Genomic DNA, 19,945 nt, shown 5'->3' on the forward strand with positions numbered 1-19,945 from the left:
TTGATTCATGTTGCCGATGAAAACAGGGAAGAAACAGGCTGCAGCCGGGGAGGGCGCGCACCGCTTCAGCCGTCCATATTAGCCCCGGCTTGCGGATCGCGCGTGCGCATGGCCCGTGGCGGGCCCGGGCACCATGCGCAAACCTATAATCGATTGTTCAAGCAAATCAAGCAGTTAGGCCGGTTCAACGCAGTGGTTTCGACGCAGGGTCGCCATCGCCAGGCCGCCCCGACCGCAGACGAAATCCAAAGATGAGCCAGCCCACATTCACGGTCGCGGACATCCGCAAGACCTTTCTCGATTTCTTCGCCTCCAAGGGCCACACGGTGGTGCCTTCGAGCTCGCTGGTGCCGGGCAACGACCCGACGCTCATGTTCACGAACTCGGGCATGGTCCAGTTCAAGGACGTGTTCCTGGGCGAAGACAAGCGCCCCTACGTGCGCGCCGCCTCGGTGCAGGCCTGCCTGCGTGCCGGCGGCAAGCACAACGACCTCGAGAACGTGGGCTACACCGCGCGCCACCACACCTTTTTCGAGATGCTGGGCAACTGGAGTTTCGGCGACTACTTCAAGCGCGACTCGCTGAAGTGGGCCTTCGAGCTGCTGACCCAGGTCTACAAGCTGCCGGCCGAGAAGCTCTGGGCCACCGTCTACATCGAGGACGACGAGGCCTACGACATCTGGACCAAGGAAATCGGCCTGCCGCCCGAGCGCGTCGTGCGCATCGGCGACAACAAGGGCGGGCGCTACATGTCCGACAACTTCTGGATGATGGCCGACACGGGCCCCTGCGGCCCGTGCTCCGAAATCTTCTACGACCACGGCCCCGAGATCCCCGGCGGCCCGCCTGGCTCGCCCGATGAAGACGGCGACCGCTACATCGAGATCTGGAACAACGTGTTCATGCAGTTCGACATGCAGCCCGACGGCTCGGTCAAGAAACTGCCCGCGCCCTGCGTCGACACCGGCATGGGCCTGGAGCGCCTGGCGGCGATCCTGCAGCACGTGCACAGCAACTACGAGATCGACATCTTCGACGCGCTCATCAAGGCCGCCGGCCGCGAGACCGGCACGCAGGACCTGTCGAACAACTCGCTGCGCGTGATCGCCGACCACATCCGCGCCACCTCCTTCCTGGTGGCCGACGGCGTCATTCCGTCGAACGAAGGCCGCGGCTACGTACAGCGCCGCATCGTGCGCCGCGCCATCCGCCACGGCTACAAGCTGGGCCAGAAGAAGCCCTTCTTCCACAAGCTGGTGCCCGACCTCGTGAAGCTCATGGGCGACGCGTACCCCAAGCTGGTGGCCGATGAGAAACGCATCATCGACACGCTGAAGGCCGAAGAAGAACGCTTCTTCGAAACGCTGGCCAACGGCATGGAAATCCTCGACGCGGCGCTGGCCGGCGACGCCAAGGTGCTGCCGGGCGACGTGGCCTTCAAGCTGCACGACACCTACGGCTTTCCGCTCGACCTGTCGGCCGACGTGTGCCGCGAGCGCGGCCTGAGCGTCGACGAAGCGGGCTTTCACGCCGCGATGGAAAAGCAGAAGGCCGCGGGTCGTGCCGCCGGCAAGTTCAAGATGGACCGCAACGTCGAGTACGCCGGCGCGGGCAACACCTTCACCGGCTACGACCACCTGGAAGAAAGCGCCAAGGTCGTCGCGCTGTACCTCGACGGCGTGGCCGTCGACGCGCTGAAGGAAGGCCAGAGCGGCATCGTGGTGCTCGACACCACGCCCTTCTATTCGGAAAGCGGCGGCCAGGTCGGCGACCAGGGCGTGCTCGTGGCCGAAGGCGTGCAGTTCGGCGTCGACGACACGCAGAAGATCAAGGCCGACGTGTTCGGCCACCACGGCACGCAAACGCAAGGCACGCTGAAGGTCGGCGACGCGGTCAAGGCCGCGGTCGACACCGCGCGCCGCGCCGCCACCATGCGCAACCACTCGGTCACCCACCTGATGCACAAGGCCTTGCGCGAAGTGCTGGGCGACCACGTGCAGCAGAAGGGCTCGCTGGTCGACGCCGACAAGACGCGCTTCGACTTCGCGCACAACGCCCCCGTCACGCGCGAGCAGATCCTCGAGATCGAGAAGCGCGTCAACGCCGAGATCCTGGACAACGCGCCCACGCAGGCCCGTGTGATGGATCTCGAGTCGGCCCAGAAGACCGGCGCCATGATGCTGTTCGGCGAGAAGTACGGCGAGACCGTGCGCGTGCTCGACATCGGCACCAGCCGCGAACTGTGCGGTGGCACCCACGTGGGCCGCACGGGCGACATCGGCCTGTTCAAGATCGTCAGCGAAGGCGGCGTGGCCGCCGGCGTGCGCCGCATCGAAGCCGTCACGGGCGCCAACGCGCTGTCGTACCTGCAGGACCTCGAATCGACCGTGCACAGCGTGGCCGCGACGCTCAAGTCGCCGGCCGCCGAGCTGCAGGGCCGCCTCTCGCAGGTGCTCGAGCAGGTCAAGACGCTCGAACGCGAAGTGGGTGCGCTCAAGGGCAAGCTCGCGTCGTCCAAGGGTGACGAGCTCATCGCGCAGGCGGTGGACGTCAACGGCATCAAGGTGCTCGCGGCCAAGCTCGACGGTGCCGACGCCAAGACGCTGCGCGACACCATGGACAAGCTCAAGGACAAGCTGAAGACCGCCGCCATCGTGCTGGCCGCCGTCGACGGCGACAAGGTGCAGATCGCCGCTGGCGTCACGGCCGACAGCATCGGCAAGGTCAAGGCCGGCGAGCTGGTCAACTTCGTGGCCCAGCAGGTCGGTGGCAAGGGCGGCGGCAAGCCCGACATGGCCATGGCCGGCGGCACCGACGCCGCGGGCCTGCCGGCCGCGCTGCAATCGGTGCAGGCCTGGGTCGCCCAACGGACCTGAGGTCCTTTCCGCTCACTTTCCACACAGCACTTCATGTCCGACGCGATCCCCGGTGAAGTGCTCGTGATGGGGGCGGGCACCATCGGCTGTTTCATCGGCGGCAGCCTGGCGGCGGCGGGCGTGCCCGTCACCTTCGTCGGCCGTCCGCGCGTGCTCGACAAGCTCGCGCGCCACGGCCTCACGCTCACCGACCTCGACGGCGCCCGACACAAGCTGGCGGCGCCCACGCTGCGCCTGTGCGAGCAGGTGCCGGTGGGCGCGCGGCCCGCGCTGGTGCTGCTGTGCGTGAAGAGCGGCGCCACGGCCGAGGCGGCGCGCGAGCTGGCGTTTGCGCTGCCGGCCGGCACCACGGTGGTTTCGCTGCAGAACGGCATCTCGAACTGCGCCGCCGCGGGGCAGGCCGGCCCCTCGCTGAACATCCGCGCCGGCATGGTGCCGTACAACGTGGCGGAGATCGACGACGGCGCCTTCCATCGCGGCACCCCCGGCCGTCTGGCCGCGGAAGACGACCCTGCGCTGCGCGACTGGCTGCCCGTGTTCGAGCGCGCCGGCGTGCCGCTCGACCTGCATGCCGACCTGCTGCCGGTGCAGTGGGGCAAGCTGCTGCTCAACCTCAACAACCCGGTCAACGCGCTGTCGGGCCTGCCGCTGCGCGACGAGCTCATGCAGCGCGGCTACCGCCGCTGCTTCGCGGCGCTCATCGACGAAACGCTGGACGTGCTGCGCACCGGCGGCATCGTGCCCGCGCAGGTGGCGGCCGTGCCGGCGCGGCGGCTGCCGGGTTTGCTGCGGCTGCCCGACTGGCTGTTTCGCATCGTCGCGGCGCGCATGCTGCGCATCGACGCCAAGGCGCGCTCCAGCATGGCCGATGACCTCGCATTGGGGCGTCGCACCGAGATCGACGCGCTGAGCGGCGAGGTGGTGCGGCTCGCGCAGGAGCATGGCCTGAGCGCGCCGCGCAACGCGCGCATGGTCGCGCTGCTCGAGGCCTGGCCGCAAAACCAGAAGCGCTGGACGGCACGCCAATTGCAGGACGCACTGGGCCTCTAGTCGCCGACCCTGTACCCTCGGCCCATGGCGGCTTTCAAGAGGGAGGGGTTGTCATGCAGGTCCTGATTCTCGGCAGCGGTGTCATCGGCACCTCGGTGGCGTACTACCTGGCGCGCGCCGGGCACGCGGTGACGGTGCTGGAGCGCCAGCCGGCGCCCGCGCTCGAAACCAGCTTCGGCAACGCGGGCGAAGTCTCGCCCGGCTACTCGGCGCCCTGGGCCGGGCCCGGCGTGCCGGTCAAGGCGATCAAGTGGATGCTCATGCAGCACAGTCCGCTGGTCATCAAGCCGATGCTCGATCCGGCCATGTGGCGCTGGGGCCTGTCGATGCTGCGCAACTGCACGCAGGCGCGTTACGAACTCAACAAGGGCCGCATGGTGCGGCTGGCCGAATACAGCCGCGACTGCCTGAAGACGCTGCGCGCCGACACCGGCATCCGCTACGACGAGCGCATGCAGGGCACGCTGCAGCTCTTTCGCACGCAGGCACAGCTCGACGGCACCGCGAAAGACGTGGAAGTGCTGAAGGCGTCCGGCGTGCCCTACCAGGTGCTCGACCGCGACGGCTGTGTGCTGCATGAGCCCGCGCTCGGCGCCGTGAAGGACAAGTTCGTCGGCGGCCTGCGCCTGCCGGGCGACGAGACCGGCGACTGCTTCAAGTTCACGCAGGCGCTGGCCAAGCTGGCCGAAGCCGAGGGCGTGCAATTCAGATTCGGCGTGACCATCCAGGCCCTCGAACACGAAGCGGGGAAGGGCGTGACCGGGGTGCGCACCGACCAGGGCCGCTTCACCGCCGACCGCTACGTGATCGCACTCGGCAGCTACTCGCCCGCGCTGGTGCGGCCGCTGGGCATCGATCTGCCGGTGTACCCGGTCAAGGGCTTCTCGATCACGGTGCCCATCACCGACGCGAGCGGCGCGCCGGAGTCCACCGTGATGGACGAGACCTTCAAGGTCGCCGTCACGCGCCTGGGCGATCGCATCCGCGTGGGCGGCACGGCGCAGCTTTCGGGCTTCGACCTGGCGCTCGACGCGCGGCGACGCGACACGCTCGAGCACGTCGTGACCGACCTGTTCCCGCGCGGCGGCCCGGTGCGCGACGCGTCCTTCTGGACCGGCCTGCGCCCCATGACGCCCGACGGCACGCCGGTGATCGGTGCCACCCGCGTGCCCAACCTGCTGCTGAGCACGGGCCACGGCACGCTCGGCTGGACCATGGCGGCCGGCACCGGCCGCGTGATGGCCGACCTGGTCGCGGGCAGGGCGCCCGAGATCGACATGGAAGGCCTGACCGTCGCGCGCTACGGCGGGTAGCCGCTCCACGCTTTTTCCCTCGAAGGGCGGCCCGAAACGGCCGCCCTTTTTCGTGGGCCGCGCACCCCGGTGTCACTTCAACTAGGGTTTTTACCTAGTCATGAAGTTGTCTTCGTCGGTATTCTCGCGGTGTTCCATTAATAAATCGTTGTTTCGTTAGTGAAACAAATCACCGATTCCACGGACCCCCGATGACACACACTCGCCGCCTCGCCATCGCCGCTGCCGTCTCCCTGGCCGCCGCTTGCGCTTCCGGACTCGCCTGGGCTGACACCTACCCCAGCAAGCCGATCACGCTGGTCGTTGCCTATCCGGCGGGTGGCGACACCGACGCCCTGGCGCGCCTGTACGCCGAGAAGCTCTCGGCCCGCGTCGGCCAGCCCGTGGTGGTCGACAACCGCCCCGGCGCCAGCGGCATCATCGGCAGCGCCTTCGTGTCGAAGGCCGCGCCCGACGGCTACACGCTGCTGCTCGCGCCCAGCACCTTCTCGATCGCGCAGCTGGTGCTCAAGACCGGCAGCACCTCGGGCTACGACGTGCTCAACGGCTTCACGCCGATCGTGCAGACCGGCAACCTGCCGCTGTTCCTCGTGGCCAGCGGCGCCAAGGGCTACACCGGCCTGAAGGACGCGGTGGCCGCGGCCAAGGGCGGCAAGTCGCTGAGCTACGCCAGCCCGGGCAGCGGCTCGCCGATGCACATCCTGGGCGAGATGTTCGCCCGCGCCTCGGGCACCAGCCTGGCGCACGTGCCGTACAAGGGCGTGGCGCCCGCCGTCAACGACGTGCTCGGCGGCCACGTGCCGGTGACCTTCATCACGCTCGGCCCGGTGGCGCCGTACATGCCCAACGGCAAGATGGTCCCGCTGGCCGTGGCCTCGCGCGAGCGCTCGCCGCTCGCACCCAAGGTGCCGACCTTCGCCGAGCTGGGCTACAAGGACGTCGAGCTCACCGCCTGGAACGGCCTGTGGGGCCCGCGCAACCTGCCGCCCGAGATCGTGAAGACGCTCAACGGCCACTTCAACGAGATCCTGAAGATGCCCGACATCGTCGCGCGCATGGCCGTGCTGGGCACCACGCCCGTGGGCGGCGACGCCGACGTGCTGGCCAAGACCAACGCCGCCGACTTCGCGCGCTTCGGCAAGGTCATCAAGGAACTCGGCATCCAGGCCGACTGAACCTCACGGAGACGCCCGCCATGACCGACCTCAAAGCCATCGCCGATCCCTCCAGCCTGCAGGCCCTGCTGGCCGAGATGCCCGCCAACCTGCTGGCCGGCCGCCGCGTGCTCGTGACCGGCGGTGCGCGCGGCCTGGGCCTGGCGTTCGCGCAGTGCGTGGCCGCGGCGGGTGCGAGCGTGGTGCTGGCCGACATCCTCGGCGAGCTGGCCGAGACCGAGGCGAAGGCGCTGCGCGATGCCGGCCGCACGGCGCACGCGCTGGCCATCGACCTGTCGGACCCGGCCTCCATCGAGGCGGGCGCCGCCGAGGCGGTGCGCCTGCTGGGCGGCCTCGATGGCCTCGTCAACAACGCCGCCATCACCAACTCGGGCGGGCGCGACGCGCACCAGCTCGAGATCGACATGTGGGACCGCGTGATGAACGTCAACGTGCGCGGCAGCTGGCTCATGGGGCGCGCCTGCCGCCCCGCGCTGGCGGCCAGCGGCCGTGGCGCCATCGTCAACCTGGCGTCGGACACGGCGCTGTGGGGCGCGCCCAACCTGCTGGCCTATGCCTCGAGCAAGGGCGCTGTCATTTCCATGACGCGCTCGCTGGCGCGCGAATGGGGCGGCGACAACATCACGGTCAATGCCGTGGCGCCCGGCCTCACGCTGGTCGAGGCCACCGAGTACGTGCCGATGGCGCGCCACCAGAAATACCTCGAAGGCCGCGCCATCCCGCGCGAGCAGCAGGCGGCCGACGTCTGCGGCGCGACCGTGTTCCTGCTGTCCGGCCTGGCGCGCTTCGTCACCGGCCAGCTGCTTGCCGTCAACGGCGGCTTCGCGATGCACTGAACCTGTCACCACCGACCGAATTTCCCGACCAAGGAGTACACCCATGAGCGATTTGTCCGAACAGCAGAAGATCAACAACACCCTGGCGCAGCCCGAGGGCAGCAGCCTGGCCGAGTGGATGAACACCCGCATCGCCCGCTACGAAACCCGCAAGTACGATTGGGACGCGCTGAAGTTCCAGGCCGACTTCGACCCCAAGTTCCGCCGCGCGCAGATGCGCTACGTGGGCACCGGCGGCACCGGTGTCGCGGCCGACACCAACACCGTGCCCTCGGAGCACTTCACCTTCTCGACCATGGTGATCCCGGCCGGCCACGAAGGCCCGCCGCACATCCACACCGACGTGGAAGAAGTGTTCTTCCTCATCCGCGGCAAGCTCAAGGTCGTGATCGAGAAGGACGGCGAGCGCTTCGAGACCATCATGACCGACCGCGACCTGATCTCGGTGCCGCCCGGCGTGTACCGCGAAGAGATCAACATCGGCGACGAAGACGCGCTGATGTGCGTGATGCTCGGCGCCAAGAAGCCCGTCACGCCGACGTACCCCGCCGACCACCCGCTGGCCAAGATCAAGCGCTGAACGAGCGAGCAAGCGAGCGAACAGGCCATGAGCACCGTCGACATCTCCGCGCAGACCCTGCCGGCTTCCGAGCTGGCGCGGCTCGACGCGCGCTTTCCGGCCCGCGACGTCGCGGTCGGCGGCGGCGCGGTGGTGTCGGTGCGCGAATGCGGGCAGGGCCCGGTGATCGTGTGCCTGCACGGCATCGGCTCGGGCGCGGCCTCGTGGCTCGACACCGCGGCGCTGCTGGCGCCGCAGGCCTGCCTCATCGCGTGGGACGCACCGGGCTATGGCCGCTCGACGCCGCTGGCCTCGGCCGCGCCGACCGCCGTCGACTACGCCGCACGCCTTGAAGCAATGCTCGATGCGCTGTCGATCCGTTCCTGCGTGCTCGTCGGCCATTCGCTGGGCGCCATCGTGGCCGCGTCGGCCGCCCGCAGCGATGCGAGCGCCAGTGCCCGCATCCGCCGCCTCGTGCTCGTGAGCCCTGCCATCGGCTACGGCGCTGCCGCGCGCATCGACGCCCGCGCCAAGGTGCGCGCCGAACGCCTGGCCACGCTCGACGACCTCGGCATTGCCGGCATGGCCGCCAAGCGCGCGGGCCGGCTCGTGTCCGACGGCGCCTCCGAGCACGCCCGCCAGTGGGTGCGCTGGAACATGGCGCGCCTGAACGACCACGGCTACCGCCAGGCCGTCGAGCTGCTGTGCAACGCCGACCTGCTGGCCGACCTGCCGCCGCCGATGCCCGTGCGCGTGGCCTGCGGCGCGCTCGACGTCGTCACGCCGCCCGCCGCCTGCGAAGAAGTCGCGCGCCGCTGCGGCGTGCCCCTCGAATTGGTGGACGATGCGGGTCACGCCGGCTATGTGGAACAACCGCAGGCCGTCGCCGCCTTGCTGCGCGAATCGCTCGCCGGCTGACCCGACACGAACAAGACAACCGAGAGGAATTCCAAGATGGCCACCGACAACGAAGTGATGGAAGAGGGCGCGGACCGCTACAACGTGCCCGCGCTGGAGCGCGGCCTGCGCGTGCTGTGCGAGTTCAGCCGCGAGAGCCGCACGCTCTCGGCGCCCGAGCTGGCGCGCCGCTTCGACCTGCCGCGCTCGACCGTCTTCCGCCTGCTCACCACGCTGGAGAACATGGGCTTCCTCGAGCGCGCCGAGGGCGGGCGCGACTACCGCCTGGGCCTGGCCGTGCTGCGCCTGGGCTTCGAATACCTGGCCTCGCTGGAGCTCACGCAGCTGGGCACGCCGCTGCTCAACCGCCTGTGCGACGAACTGCGCACGCCTTGCAACCTGGTGGTGCGCGACGGCCGCTCGATCGTCTACGTCGCCAAGGTGGCGCCGGCCACGCCCTTCGCCAGCTCGGTCACGGTGGGCACGCGCCTGCCGGCCCACGCCACGGTGCTGGGCCGCATCCTGCTGGAAGACCTCACGCTGCCGCAGCTGCGCGCGCTGTACCCCGAAGACAAGCTCGAGACCTTCTCGCCGAGCACGCCCAAGACCGTGAACGAGCTGTTCGACATGGTGCAGGCCGACCGCCAGCGCGGCTATGTGCTGGGCGAGGGCTTCTTCGAATCGAACATCTCGACCATCGCCGCGCCGGTGCGCGACCACAGCGGCCACATCGTGGCGGCACTGGGCGCCACCATCACCTCGGGCCACATCGACGAGAACCGCATGGACGAGATGGTGCAGCGCGTGCGCGGCACCGCCGACGAGATCTCGGGCCTGCTCAATTACTCGCCCGCACGCACCAGCAAGGTGGTTCCGCTGCGCAGCGCCTGACACGCTTTTTTTCGATCATGACGACCTCCGCCCCTTCCTCCTCCTTCTTCGCCGCCGACGCACTGGCCGGCCGCGTGGCCGTGGTCACGGGCGGGTCGTCGGGCATCGGCCTGGCCACCGTCGAGCTGCTGCTGGGCTGCGGCGCCGCCGTGGCGCTGTGCGGGCGCAACGCCGAACGGCTCGATGCCGCCGTGGCCGGCCTGCGCGCGCAGTACCCCGACGCCAAGCTGTTCGCGCAGACCTGCGACGTGCTCGACGCCGCCTCGGTGCGCGCCTTCGCCGCCGCCAGCGAGGCCGCGCTCGGCCCGGCCTCGATGCTGGTCAACAACGCAGGGCAGGGGCGTGTCTCCACCTTCGCCGACACCGACGACGCGGCCTGGATGCAAGAGCTGAACCTGAAGTTCTTCTCGGTCATCCACCCCACGCGCGCCTTCCTGCCGCAGCTCACGGCGCAGCGCGCGGTGCTGGGCGATGCCGCCATCGTCTGCGCCAACTCGCTGCTGGCGCGCCAGCCCGAGCCGCACATGGTCGCCACTTCGGCCGCGCGCGCGGGCCTGTTGAACCTCGTGCGCTCCATGGCCACCGAGTTCGCGCCGCAGGGCGTGCGCGTCAACGGCATCCTGATCGGCCTGGTCGAGTCGGGCCAGTGGCGCCGCCGCTTCGAGGCGCGCGAAGACAAGTCGCAAGACTGGTCCGCCTGGAGCCGCCAGCTCGCCACCACCAAACACATCCCGCTGGGTCGCCTGGGGCTTCCGACCGAAGCCGCGCGCGCGATCCTTTTCCTTGCTTCACCGCTCGCGTCGTACACGACCGGCAGCCACATCGACATCTCCGGAGGCCATTCCCGCCATGCATAACCCCAACAACACCGTCACGGTCGGCGCCGTCGTCGCCGCCTTCCTCGAGCAGTGCGGCGTCAAGGCAGCCTTCGGCGTGATCTCGATCCACAACATGCCGATCCTCGATGCCTTCGCGCAGCGCGGCACGGTGCGCTTCATCTCGGCGCGCGGCGAAGCCGGCGCGGGCAACATGGCCGACGCCTATGCGCGCTCCACCGCCAGCCTGGGCGTGTGCATCACCAGCACCGGCCCGGCCGCGGGCAACATCGCCGGCAGCATGGTCGAGGCACTGACGGCCGGTGCGCCGCTGCTGCACATCACGGGCCAGATAGAGACGCCGTACCTGGACAAGGGCATGTCGTACATCCACGAGGCGCCCGACCAGCTCACCATGCTCAAGGCCGTGTCGAAGGCCGCGCTGCGCGTGCGCAGCGTCGAGACGGTGCTGGGCACGCTCAAGCGCGCGGTGCAGCTCGCCATGACGGCGCCGACCGGCCCGGTGAGCGTGGAGATCCCGATCGACATCCAGTCGGCGCTCACGACCATGCCGGCCGACCTGTCGCCGCTGCCCATCGAGCGCCCCGTGCCTTCGGCCGCCGGCCTCGATGCACTGGCCGCGCGCCTGGCCACGGCCAAGCGTCCGCTGCTGTGGGTCGGCGGTGGCGCTCGCCATGCGCGCAGTGCGATCCAGCGCCTGCAGAAGCTGGGCTTCGGCGTGGTCACGACCACGCAGGGCCGCGGCACGGTGCCCGAGGACGATGCCGGCTCGCTCGGCGCCTACAACATCCAAAAGCCGGTCGAGGCCTTCTATCAGACCTGCGACGCGATGCTCGTGGTCGGTTCGCGCCTGCGCGGCAACGAGACGCTCAAGTACGAACTGAAGCTGCCGCGCCCGCTGTACCGCATCGACGCCGATGCCGCCGCCGAAGGCCGCTGCTATGCGTCCGAAGCCTTTGTCTGCGGCGATTCCGCGCTGGCCCTCGACGGCCTGGCCGACCGCCTCGAAGCCGCGAAGTACCAGGCCGACCCGCAGCTGCTGGTCGACCTGCGCGCCGCGCACGACCAGGCCGTGGCCACGCTGCGCGACGGCCTCGGCCCGTACGCCGAACTCGTGCGCCAGCTGCAGTCGGTGGCCGGCCGCAAGTTCAACTGGGTGCGCGACGTCACGGTGTCCAACAGCACCTGGGGCAACCGCGAGCTGCGCGTGTTCGAACCCAGCGCCGGCGTGCACGCCACGGGCGGCGGCATCGGCCAGGGCATGCCCATGGCCATCGGCGCGGCCATCGGTGCGGCAGTGACGGGCTCGGGCCGCAAGACCTTCTGCCTGGCCGGCGACGGCGGCTTCATCCTGAACCTGGGCGAGCTGGCCTGCATGGTGCAGGAGAAGGCGCCCATGGTCATCGTGCTCATGAACGACAAGAGCTACGGCGTGATCAAGAACATCCAGGACGCGCAGTACGGCGGCCGCCAGTGCTACGCCGAGCTGCACACGCCCGACTACGACCTGCTGTGCAAGTCGATCGCGCTGCCGCACGCTCGCGTGAAAGACCTGGCCGACCTGCCGGCGCAGCTGGACCAGGCGCTCGCCGCCGACGGCCCGTTCCTGCTGGAGATCGACATGCTGTCGATCGGCGGTTTCAAGACCAGCTTCGCCGGCCCGCCGACCAACACGGTCACGCAGATTCCCGCGCTCGGCGCGGCCAAGTGAGCGAACGCGGAGCCCCACGCATGACCACTGCCATCACGCGCATTGCCCTCGTCGGCTGCGGAGCCATCGGCACCTCGGTGCTCGAACTGCTGCGCGGCGATCCCGCCCTGAAGGTGGTGGCCATCGTCGTGCCGGCCGAAGGCATTGCTGCCGCGCAGAAGGCCGCGCCCGACGCGCAGGTGGGCAGCGCCGTGCCCGCCGACGGCATCGACCTCGTGGTCGAGACCGCCGGCCATGCCGCCATCGAGGAACACGTGCTGCCCGCGCTGGCACGTGGCACGCCCTGCGTGGTGGCCTCGGTGGGCGCGCTGTCGGCCACGGGCTTCGCCGAGAAGCTCGAGGCCGCCGCCGTCGCCGGCCATACGCAGGTGCAGCTGATTCCCGGCGCCATCGGCGGCATCGACGCGCTGGCCGCGGCCCGCATCGGCGGCCTGGACAGCGTGCGCTACACCGGCCGCAAGCCGCCGCAGGCCTGGAAGGGCACGCCGGCCGAGCAGGGCCGCAACCTGGACACGCTGGCCCACGAAACCGTGATCTTCGAAGGCAGCGCGCGCGAAGCCGCCTTGCTCTATCCGAAGAACGCCAACGTGGCGGCCACCGTCTCGCTCGCGGGCCTGGGCCTGGACCAGACGCTGGTGCGCCTCATTGCCGACCCGGCCACCACCGAGAACGTGCACACCGTCGAAGCCGAAGGCGCCTTCGGCAGCTTCGCACTGACCATGCGCAACAAGCCGCTCGCGGCCAACCCCAAGACCTCGGCCCTGACCGTGTACAGCGCCGTGCGCGCGCTGCGCAACCGCGTCGCGGCCCTTGCCATCTGAGCCACCCCATGATCTCCACCGAACTCCTTCCGATCTGCATCGCCGGCGAATGGCGCCTGGGCGGCGGCGACGTCTACGAAAGCCTGTACCCGGCCACCGGCGAGCCCATCGCGCGCCTGAGGGCCGCGAGCCTGGCCGACGTCGAAGAAGCCATCACGCGCGCCGACCACGCCTTTCGCACCAGCGGCTGGGCCCAGCGCCTGCCGCACGAGCGCGCTGCTGTGCTGCACCGCGTGGCGCAGCTGATCCGCGAAGAGGGCGAGTCGCTGGCGCAGAAGCAGCGCCTGGACAACGGCAAGCCGATCAGCGAAACGCGCAACCTCGTGGCCAGCGCCGCGGGCACTTTCCAGTTCTTCGCCGCCGCATTGGAGACGCTGGAAGAAACCATCACCCCCTCGCGCGGCGCCTTCGTCACGATGAGCGTGCACGAGCCCATGGGCGTGGTCGCGGCCATCACGCCGTGGAACTCGCCCATCGCCAGCGAAGCGCAAAAGCTGGCGCCCGCGCTGGCCGCCGGCAACGCGGTGGTCGTGAAGCCCGCCGAAGTCACGCCGCTCATGGCGCTGGAACTGGCCCGCATCTGCGAGCTGGCCGGCGTGCCCAAGGGCATCGTGAGCGTGCTGCCGGGCAAGGGCTCGGTGATTGGCGACGCGATCACCAAGCACCCGCTGGTCAAGCGCGTGTCGTTCACCGGCGGCACCACCACCGGCAAGCACATTGCCCACATCGCGGCCGACAAGATGATGCCGGTGTCGCTCGAGCTCGGCGGCAAGTCGCCCACCATGGTGCTCGACGACGCCGACCTCGACCATGCGGTGAACGGCGTGCTGTACGGCATCTTCAGTTCGTCGGGCGAGTCGTGCATCGCGGGCTCGCGCTTGTTTGTCGCGCGCGGCATCTACGACGAGTTCCTCACGCGGCTGGCCGAAGGTGCCAATGCGCTGCGCGTGGGCGACCCGGCCTCGGAGCGCACGCAGATGGGGCCGCTCATCACGGCCAAGCACCGCGAGGGCATCGAGCGCTACGTGGACCTGGGCGTGTCCGAAGGCGGGCGCATCCGCACGGGCGGCGTGCGCCCGCACGGCGCCGACTACGACAAGGGCTACTTCTACCAGCCGACGATCCTCGAAGGCCTGACCAACAACGCCCGCATCAGCCAGGAAGAGATCTTCGGCCCGGTGCTGGTCGCGATGCCCTTCGACAACGAGGAAGAGCTGATCGCGCAGGCCAACGACAGCGTCTACGCGCTGGCTGCCGGCGTGTGGAGCCGCGACTTCAAGCGCGCCTGGAAGCTGGGCCGCGCAGTGCAGGCCGGCACGGTCTGGGTCAACACCTACAAGCAGTTCTCGGTCTCGACGCCGTTCGGCGGCTGGCGTGACAGCGGCCTGGGCCGCGAGAAGGGCCGCGAAGGCATCTTCCAGTACATGGAACAGAAGAGCATGTACTGGGGCACCAATGAACAACCGCTCCCGTGGGCGAACTGAACAGGAGCACACGATGAGCGTACTTGGCATCGACCAGATCACCTACGGCGCGGACGACCTGCCCGCCTGCCGCCAGTTCTTCCAGGACTGGGGCCTTTCACTCGTGTCCGAAGCCGCCGATGAACTCGTCTTCGAGTGCCTCAACGGCTGCAAGGTGGTCGTTGCGGCGTGGGACAAGCCCGGCCTGCCGCCCGCGATGGAAGAGGGCCCGACGCTGCGCGAAGTGGTGTGGGGCGTGGAAAGCGACGCCGACCTGGACCGCTACGCCGCCGCCATCGCGCAAGACCCGGCCTTCACCGACACCACGGTCGACGGCGCGCGCCGCATCGGCTGCACCGACCCCAACGGCCTGGCCGTGCGCCTGCAGGTCAGCCGCAAGCGCGCGGTCGAGGTCGACTGCGGTGCCATGAACACCTGGAACGCCAAGCCGCGCGTGAACCAGCCCGCACCGATCTACGAACGCGCCGCGCCGATCGAGGTGGGCCACGTCGTGTTCTTCGTGAGCGACGTGAAGGGCACGAGCGCGTTCTATGCGCAGCGTTTCGGCTTCGTGTCGTCCGACGGTTATCCGAACCGCGGCGCCTTCATGCGATGCGCGCCCGAGGGTGGCCACCACGACCTGTTCCTGCTGCAGATTCCGTCGGGCAAGCGCGGGCTCAACCACGTGGCCTTCACCGTGCGCGACATCCATGAGGTGTTCGGCGGCGGCCTGCATTTCTCGCGCTGCGGCTGGGACACCCAGCTGGGCCCGGGCCGCCACCCGGTGTCGTCGGCGTACTTCTGGTACTTCAAGAACCCGGCCGGCGGCCTCATCGAGTACTACGCCGACGAAGACCAGCTCACCGCCGACTGGCAGCCGCGCGAGTTCGAACCCGGCCCGACCGTGTTCGCCGAATGGGCGGTCGACGGCGGCCTCGATGGCCACACGCGCCGCCAGAAGAACGCCGAAGGCCCGAAAGGTGCTTTCCTGACCGAGAAGAAATGAATCCGGTGACCCTCATGCAACGACGTTTCTCCTTCTCCCTGCTGGCCGCCGCGGCGCTGGCCATCGCCTTGCCCGCGCACGCACAGAGCGACGCGCACAAGCAGCTGTCGAGCGACCGCTTCACCATCGTCTCGCCGTTCCCGCCCGGTGGCCCGGTCGACACGCTGGCCCGCATCCTGTCCGACGGCCTGGCCAAGCGCTACGGCCAGGCGGCCGTGGTCGAGAACATGGTGGGCGCGGCCGGCAACATCGGCATCGACAAGGTCAAGCGCGCCAAGGGCGACGGCCACACGCTGCTCGTGGTGCCGGCCGGCAACCTCACGATCAACCCGACGCTGATGCCGAACTTCCCGTTCAACATCGAGAAGGACTTCGTGCCCGTCACCATGCTCGCCAAGGCGCCCAACGTGCTGGTGGCGTCGCCTGCCTCGGGCATCAAGAGCGCGAAGGAACTGGTGGCGATGGCCAAGGCCAAGCCCAACACGCTGTCGTATGCCTCGCCTGGCGTGGGCAGCGGCCTGCACCTGGCGGGCGAGCTGTTCAAGCAGCAGGCCGGCATCGACCTGCTGCACGTGCCCTACAAGGGCACGGCGCCCGCGCTCAACGACGTGCTCGGCGGCTCGGTGCCGCTGATGTTCAGCAACCTGCCCGCGACCATGCCCTTCATCAAGAACGGCAAGCTCGTCGCGCTGGGCGTGACCGAAGCCAAGCGCAGCGCCGCCGCGCCCGACATCCCCACGCTGGCGGAGCAGGGCATCCAGGGCGTGGCCGTGACCTCGTGGTATGGCCTGCTGGCCCCCAAGGGCACGCCGCCCGCCGTGGTCGAGCAGCTGGCGAAAGACGCGGCCGAGATGCTGGCCCAGCCCGACGTGCGCGAGCGCCTGAAGGCGCAGGGCATGACCGACGCGGCCATGAAGCCCGCCGAGTTTGCTGCCCACATCCGCGATGAGACGGCCGTCTGGGCCCGGATCATCAAGGCCCGCAACATCGTGGCCGAGTGAGCCACCCCCAAGAACAAAGAGAGACAGAGACCATGCAGACAAGCGAATCCACCATCGGCATCGTCGGTGCCGGCATCGGCGGCCTGGTCGCCGCCATCGCACTGCGCCGCGCGGGGCACGACGTGGTCGTGTTCGAGCAGGCGAAACAGTTCGCCCGCGTCGGCGCCGACATCAACCTCACGCCCAACGCCGTGCGCGCACTCGACGGCCTGGGCGTGGGCGATGCCGCCCGCGTGACCGCGGCCCGCCCGTCGCACCGCATCAGCCGCACCTACGACAGCGGCGAGGAAACCTCGCGCCTCGAAATGGCCGACTCGGCCGAGCAGCGCTACGGCGCGCCGCAGCTCACCATCCACCGCGCCGACCTGCTGGCTGCGCTGGCCGACATGTTCCCGGCCGAGCGCGTGGCGCTGGGCAAGCGCGCCGAGACCATCGCGGCCGACGACAAGGGCGTGACCCTGTCGTTCAGCGACGGCACCAGCGCCCGCGTGGGTGCGCTGATCGGTGCCGACGGCATCCACTCGGGCGTGCGCACCGCGATGTTCGGCGCCGAGAGCCCGCGCTTCACGGGCATCGTCGCCTACCGCGCCGTGGTGCCCGCCGAGCGCGTGGCCGGCGTGCCCAACCTGGGCGCCTTCACCAAGTGGTGGGGCCCGAACCCGCAAAGCCAGATCGTCACCTTCCCGCTGAACTGCGGCAAGGACATCTTCATCTTCGCCACCACGCCGCAGGACACCTGGCACCTCGAGTCGTGGACCGCGCCGGGCAGCGTCGACGAGCTGCGCGAGCAGTACGTGGCCTACCACCCCGAGGCGCGCGCGCTGCTCGACGCCTGCGACACGGTGCTCAAGACCGCGCTGTACGAGCGCGACCCCATGCCCGCCTGGGCGCAGGGCCGCATGGCACTGCTGGGCGATGCCGCGCACCCGATGCTGCCCTTCATGGCGCAGGGCGCCGGCATGGCCATCGAAGACGCCGTGGTGCTGTCGCGCCACCTCGACGGCGTGGCCATGGCCGGCATCCCGGCCGCGCTGCAGGCCTACCAGACCGCCCGCATCGAGCGCGCCAGCCAGGTGCAACTTGGCTCGCGCGGCAACAACTGGCTGCGCGAAGGCGGCAACGCCGACTGGGTGTACGCCTACGACGCCTGGGCCGTGCCGCTGGGCGTGCCGGCGCAGGGCGCTGTCGCTGCCGCCGCCTGAAATTTTTCCCCTCGCTTACGGAGGCTCACGATGCAACAAGACCGCTTTCTCCAACCGCACCAGGCGCGCCAGCGCCCCGCGACCACCTACGAAGACCTGCTGGGCGACGTGATCGAACGCGCCTACGCCGACGGCATCCACGACCTGCCGGGCCTGGTGCAACGCCTGAACGACAGCGGCCTGGCCACGCCGGGCGGCCTCGCATGGACCGAGGCGCTGTACCGCAAGGAAATGGCCACGCTGGCCGCCTGAGGAGAACCACCATGACCATCGCCATCCATCCCGTTCCCGCCGATCCGGTCGACCACCTGCTCGAGATCGGCCTGAAAGACCTCTGGTACCCGATCTGCCCCTCGCACTTCATCAAGGAGAACCCCATCTCCCTGCGCCGCCTCGGCCGCAAGATCGCGCTGTGGCGCGACGGCGAAGGCGTGCTGCACGCGCTGGAAGACCGCTGCCCGCACCGCGGCGCGCCGCTGTCGCAGGGCGTGGTGCTGGGTGACCGCCTCTCGTGCCCGTACCACGGCGTTGAAGTGCGCCACGACGGCGTGGTCACGCGCGTGCCCGGCAGCCCCGGCTGCAAGCTCGAAGGCTCGCGCGCCACGCGCCACTTCCACGTGCAGGAGCGCGCGGGTGCCGTGTTCCTCTACAACTCGAAGGAGCCGGTCGATGTGCCGCCGCCGCTGGTGCTGCCCGAGCAGCTGACCGACGAGGCCGAGTACTCCAACTTCCTGTGCTACACGGAATGGAAGGGCGACTACCGCTACGTGCTGGACAACGTGATGGACCCGATGCACGGCACGTACCTGCACAAGCAGTCGCACTCGATGGCCGAGGGCGACTCGAGCGCCAAGTTCGGCGTGCGCCCGACCGACATCGGCTTCGTGTTCGAGAAGGAAGGCCAGCGCAACGTCAACTTCGACTGGACCGAGTGGGCCGACACCGGCATCCACTGGATGCGCCTGGAAATTCCCTACCCGAAGACCGGCGGCCCCGGCGGCAACTTCATCATCATCGGCGCCTTCTCGCCCATGGCCAACGGCATGACGGCCACCTTCTTCTGGCGCGCACGCAAGCTGGCGCCGGGCTGGGAGCGCGACACCTGGCGCTTCCTCTACAAGAACCGCCTCGAGGCGCGCCACTGGCACGTGCTGGAACAGGACCGCGTGATGCTCGAAGAAATGGAAGCCGACGCCAACCAGCACGAGAACCTGTACCAGCACGACCTGGGCATCGTCCGCCTGCGTCGCCACATGCGCAACCTGGCCCAGGCGCAGCTGGCGCAAGCCGAGGCCGCCACGGCCTGAACTGCAAGCAAGCGAGCATCGCCATGTCTTCTCCCACGCTGAACGCCCTCGTGCACACCATGCGCTACGAGGCCGACGGCATCGTCAGCGTCGAGTTCCGGCCGGCCACGCCGGCGGTGGACTTTCCCGCCTTCGAGGCCGGCTCCCACATCGACCTGCACCTGCCCAACGGGCTGGTGCGCAGCTACTCGCTGTGCAACCCCTCGAGCGACCGCCAGCGCTACGTGGTGGGCGTGCTCAACGACCGCAAGAGCCGCGGCGGCTCGCGCTACGTGCATCAGCAGCTGCGCGTGGGCATGACGCTGCCCATCTCGGCACCGCGCAACAACTTCAAGCTGGAAGAGGGCGCCGAGCACTCGGTGCTCGTGGCCGGCGGCATCGGCGTGACGCCCATCTGGTGCATGCTGCAGCGGCTCATCGCCATCGGCCAACCGGTCGAAATCGTCTACTGCGCGCGCACCCGCAAGGAAGCCGCCTTCTGCGACGCCATCGAAGCGCTGGCCGCCGAGAAGTCGGTGCAGCTCACCTGGCACTTCGACGACGAGAAGGGCGCGCCGCCCGACCTCGCGTCGCTGCTGGGCGGCAAGGGCGCCACCAGCCACTACTACTGCTGCGGCCCCACGCCGATGCTCGACGCCTTCGAAAAGAGCTGCGAGCAACTGGGCTACGCCAACGCACACATCGAACGCTTCGCCGCCGTGCATGTGGAGGCGCCCAGCGCCACGCAGACCTGCGTGGTGCAGTGCGCCAAGAGCGGCAAGAGCGTCGAGGTGCCTCCGGGCAAGTCGATTCTCGACAGCCTGATCGACGCTGGCCTCAACCCCGACCACAGCTGCAAGGAAGGCGTCTGCGGCGCCTGCGAAACGGCGGTGCTCGAGGGCGAAGTCGATCACCACGACGGCATCCTCACCAAGATCGAACGTGCGTCCAACAAGACCATGATGATCTGCGTCTCTCGCTGCAAGGGCGAGCGCTTGGTGCTGGATATCTGAGCAACAAGG

At 69.4% G+C, this 19,945-nt stretch carries 18 protein-coding genes; all 18 read left to right on the plus strand.

Going from position 1 to position 19,945, the window contains the following annotated elements; all coding sequences use genetic code 11:
* The first annotated feature begins 251 nt into the window (after positions 1 to 251).
* The 18 genes from alaS (at position 252) to AC07OH_RS04070 (ending at position 19,936) form a co-directional block, all read left to right on the plus strand.
* Entirely contained in the window at positions 252 to 2,876 is a 2,625-nt protein-coding gene (alaS, locus tag AC07OH_RS03985) for an alanine--tRNA ligase (RefSeq protein WP_495299692.1), read from the plus strand.
* 33 nt (positions 2,877 to 2,909) lie between these two features.
* Positions 2,910 to 3,926 carry a 2-dehydropantoate 2-reductase gene (locus AC07OH_RS03990; protein WP_495299693.1) on the plus strand — a complete coding sequence of 339 codons (1,017 nt, stop codon included), beginning with the start codon at positions 2,910 to 2,912 and terminating at the stop codon, positions 3,924 to 3,926.
* A 53-nt stretch (positions 3,927 to 3,979) separates the two neighbouring features.
* Positions 3,980 to 5,239, plus strand: coding sequence for a D-amino acid dehydrogenase (locus AC07OH_RS03995; protein WP_495299694.1), 1,260 nt, complete (start codon positions 3,980 to 3,982; stop codon positions 5,237 to 5,239).
* Between the two features lie 191 nt (positions 5,240 to 5,430).
* Positions 5,431 to 6,414, plus strand: a complete 984-nt coding sequence (locus AC07OH_RS04000) for a Bug family tripartite tricarboxylate transporter substrate binding protein (protein WP_062474573.1) — start codon at positions 5,431 to 5,433, stop codon at positions 6,412 to 6,414.
* Positions 6,415 to 6,434: 20 nt separating this feature from the next.
* Positions 6,435 to 7,250 carry an SDR family oxidoreductase gene (locus AC07OH_RS04005; protein WP_370869887.1) on the plus strand — a complete coding sequence of 272 codons (816 nt, stop codon included), beginning with the start codon at positions 6,435 to 6,437 and terminating at the stop codon, positions 7,248 to 7,250.
* A 43-nt stretch (positions 7,251 to 7,293) separates the two neighbouring features.
* Complete coding sequence (locus AC07OH_RS04010) at positions 7,294 to 7,830, plus strand: cupin domain-containing protein (protein ID WP_062474577.1); 537 nt, start codon at positions 7,294 to 7,296, stop codon at positions 7,828 to 7,830.
* A 27-nt stretch (positions 7,831 to 7,857) separates the two neighbouring features.
* Positions 7,858 to 8,727 (plus strand): alpha/beta fold hydrolase, encoded by an 870-nt coding sequence (locus AC07OH_RS04015; RefSeq protein WP_495299695.1) that lies wholly within the window; start codon positions 7,858 to 7,860, stop codon positions 8,725 to 8,727.
* Positions 8,728 to 8,763: 36 nt separating this feature from the next.
* Positions 8,764 to 9,597, plus strand: a complete 834-nt coding sequence (locus tag AC07OH_RS04020; RefSeq protein WP_070060330.1) for an IclR family transcriptional regulator — start codon at positions 8,764 to 8,766, stop codon at positions 9,595 to 9,597.
* A gap of 17 nt (positions 9,598 to 9,614) precedes the next feature.
* Positions 9,615 to 10,454 carry an SDR family oxidoreductase gene (locus tag AC07OH_RS04025; protein WP_495299696.1) on the plus strand — a complete coding sequence of 280 codons (840 nt, stop codon included), beginning with the start codon at positions 9,615 to 9,617 and terminating at the stop codon, positions 10,452 to 10,454.
* A complete protein-coding gene (locus AC07OH_RS04030) occupies positions 10,447 to 12,144 on the plus strand; it encodes a thiamine pyrophosphate-binding protein (protein ID WP_062474586.1) in 1,698 nt (565 codons plus the stop codon). Before AC07OH_RS04025 ends, AC07OH_RS04030 begins: the two co-directional genes overlap by 8 nt.
* Positions 12,145 to 12,164: 20 nt before the next feature.
* Positions 12,165 to 12,965: an aspartate dehydrogenase gene (locus tag AC07OH_RS04035; RefSeq protein ID WP_495299697.1), complete on the plus strand. Its 801-nt coding sequence runs from the start codon at positions 12,165 to 12,167 to the stop codon at positions 12,963 to 12,965.
* 8 nt (positions 12,966 to 12,973) lie between these two features.
* Positions 12,974 to 14,449: an aldehyde dehydrogenase gene (locus AC07OH_RS04040; RefSeq protein ID WP_495299698.1), complete on the plus strand. Its 1,476-nt coding sequence runs from the start codon at positions 12,974 to 12,976 to the stop codon at positions 14,447 to 14,449.
* 13 nt (positions 14,450 to 14,462) lie between these two features.
* Positions 14,463 to 15,434, plus strand: coding sequence for a VOC family protein (locus AC07OH_RS04045; protein ID WP_495299699.1), 972 nt, complete (start codon positions 14,463 to 14,465; stop codon positions 15,432 to 15,434).
* A 14-nt stretch (positions 15,435 to 15,448) separates the two neighbouring features.
* On the plus strand, positions 15,449 to 16,435 hold the full coding sequence (locus AC07OH_RS04050; RefSeq protein ID WP_307693878.1) for a Bug family tripartite tricarboxylate transporter substrate binding protein: 987 nt from the start codon (positions 15,449 to 15,451) through the stop codon (positions 16,433 to 16,435).
* Positions 16,436 to 16,467: 32 nt separating this feature from the next.
* Complete coding sequence (locus AC07OH_RS04055; protein ID WP_495299700.1) at positions 16,468 to 17,637, plus strand: FAD-dependent monooxygenase; 1,170 nt, start codon at positions 16,468 to 16,470, stop codon at positions 17,635 to 17,637.
* Between the two features lie 30 nt (positions 17,638 to 17,667).
* Positions 17,668 to 17,889, plus strand: coding sequence for a recombinase-like helix-turn-helix domain-containing protein (locus tag AC07OH_RS04060; protein ID WP_062474598.1), 222 nt, complete (start codon positions 17,668 to 17,670; stop codon positions 17,887 to 17,889).
* An 11-nt stretch (positions 17,890 to 17,900) separates the two neighbouring features.
* The gene (locus AC07OH_RS04065) at positions 17,901 to 18,944 is read left to right on the plus strand and encodes a Rieske 2Fe-2S domain-containing protein (RefSeq protein ID WP_139701712.1); all 1,044 of its coding nucleotides are present in this window, start codon (positions 17,901 to 17,903) and stop codon (positions 18,942 to 18,944) included.
* A gap of 23 nt (positions 18,945 to 18,967) precedes the next feature.
* Positions 18,968 to 19,936, plus strand: a complete 969-nt coding sequence (locus tag AC07OH_RS04070; protein ID WP_495299701.1) for a PDR/VanB family oxidoreductase — start codon at positions 18,968 to 18,970, stop codon at positions 19,934 to 19,936.
* The last annotated feature ends 9 nt before the right edge of the window (positions 19,937 to 19,945 follow it).

This window comes from Variovorax sp. GW821-FHT10C12, assembly GCF_059415405.1.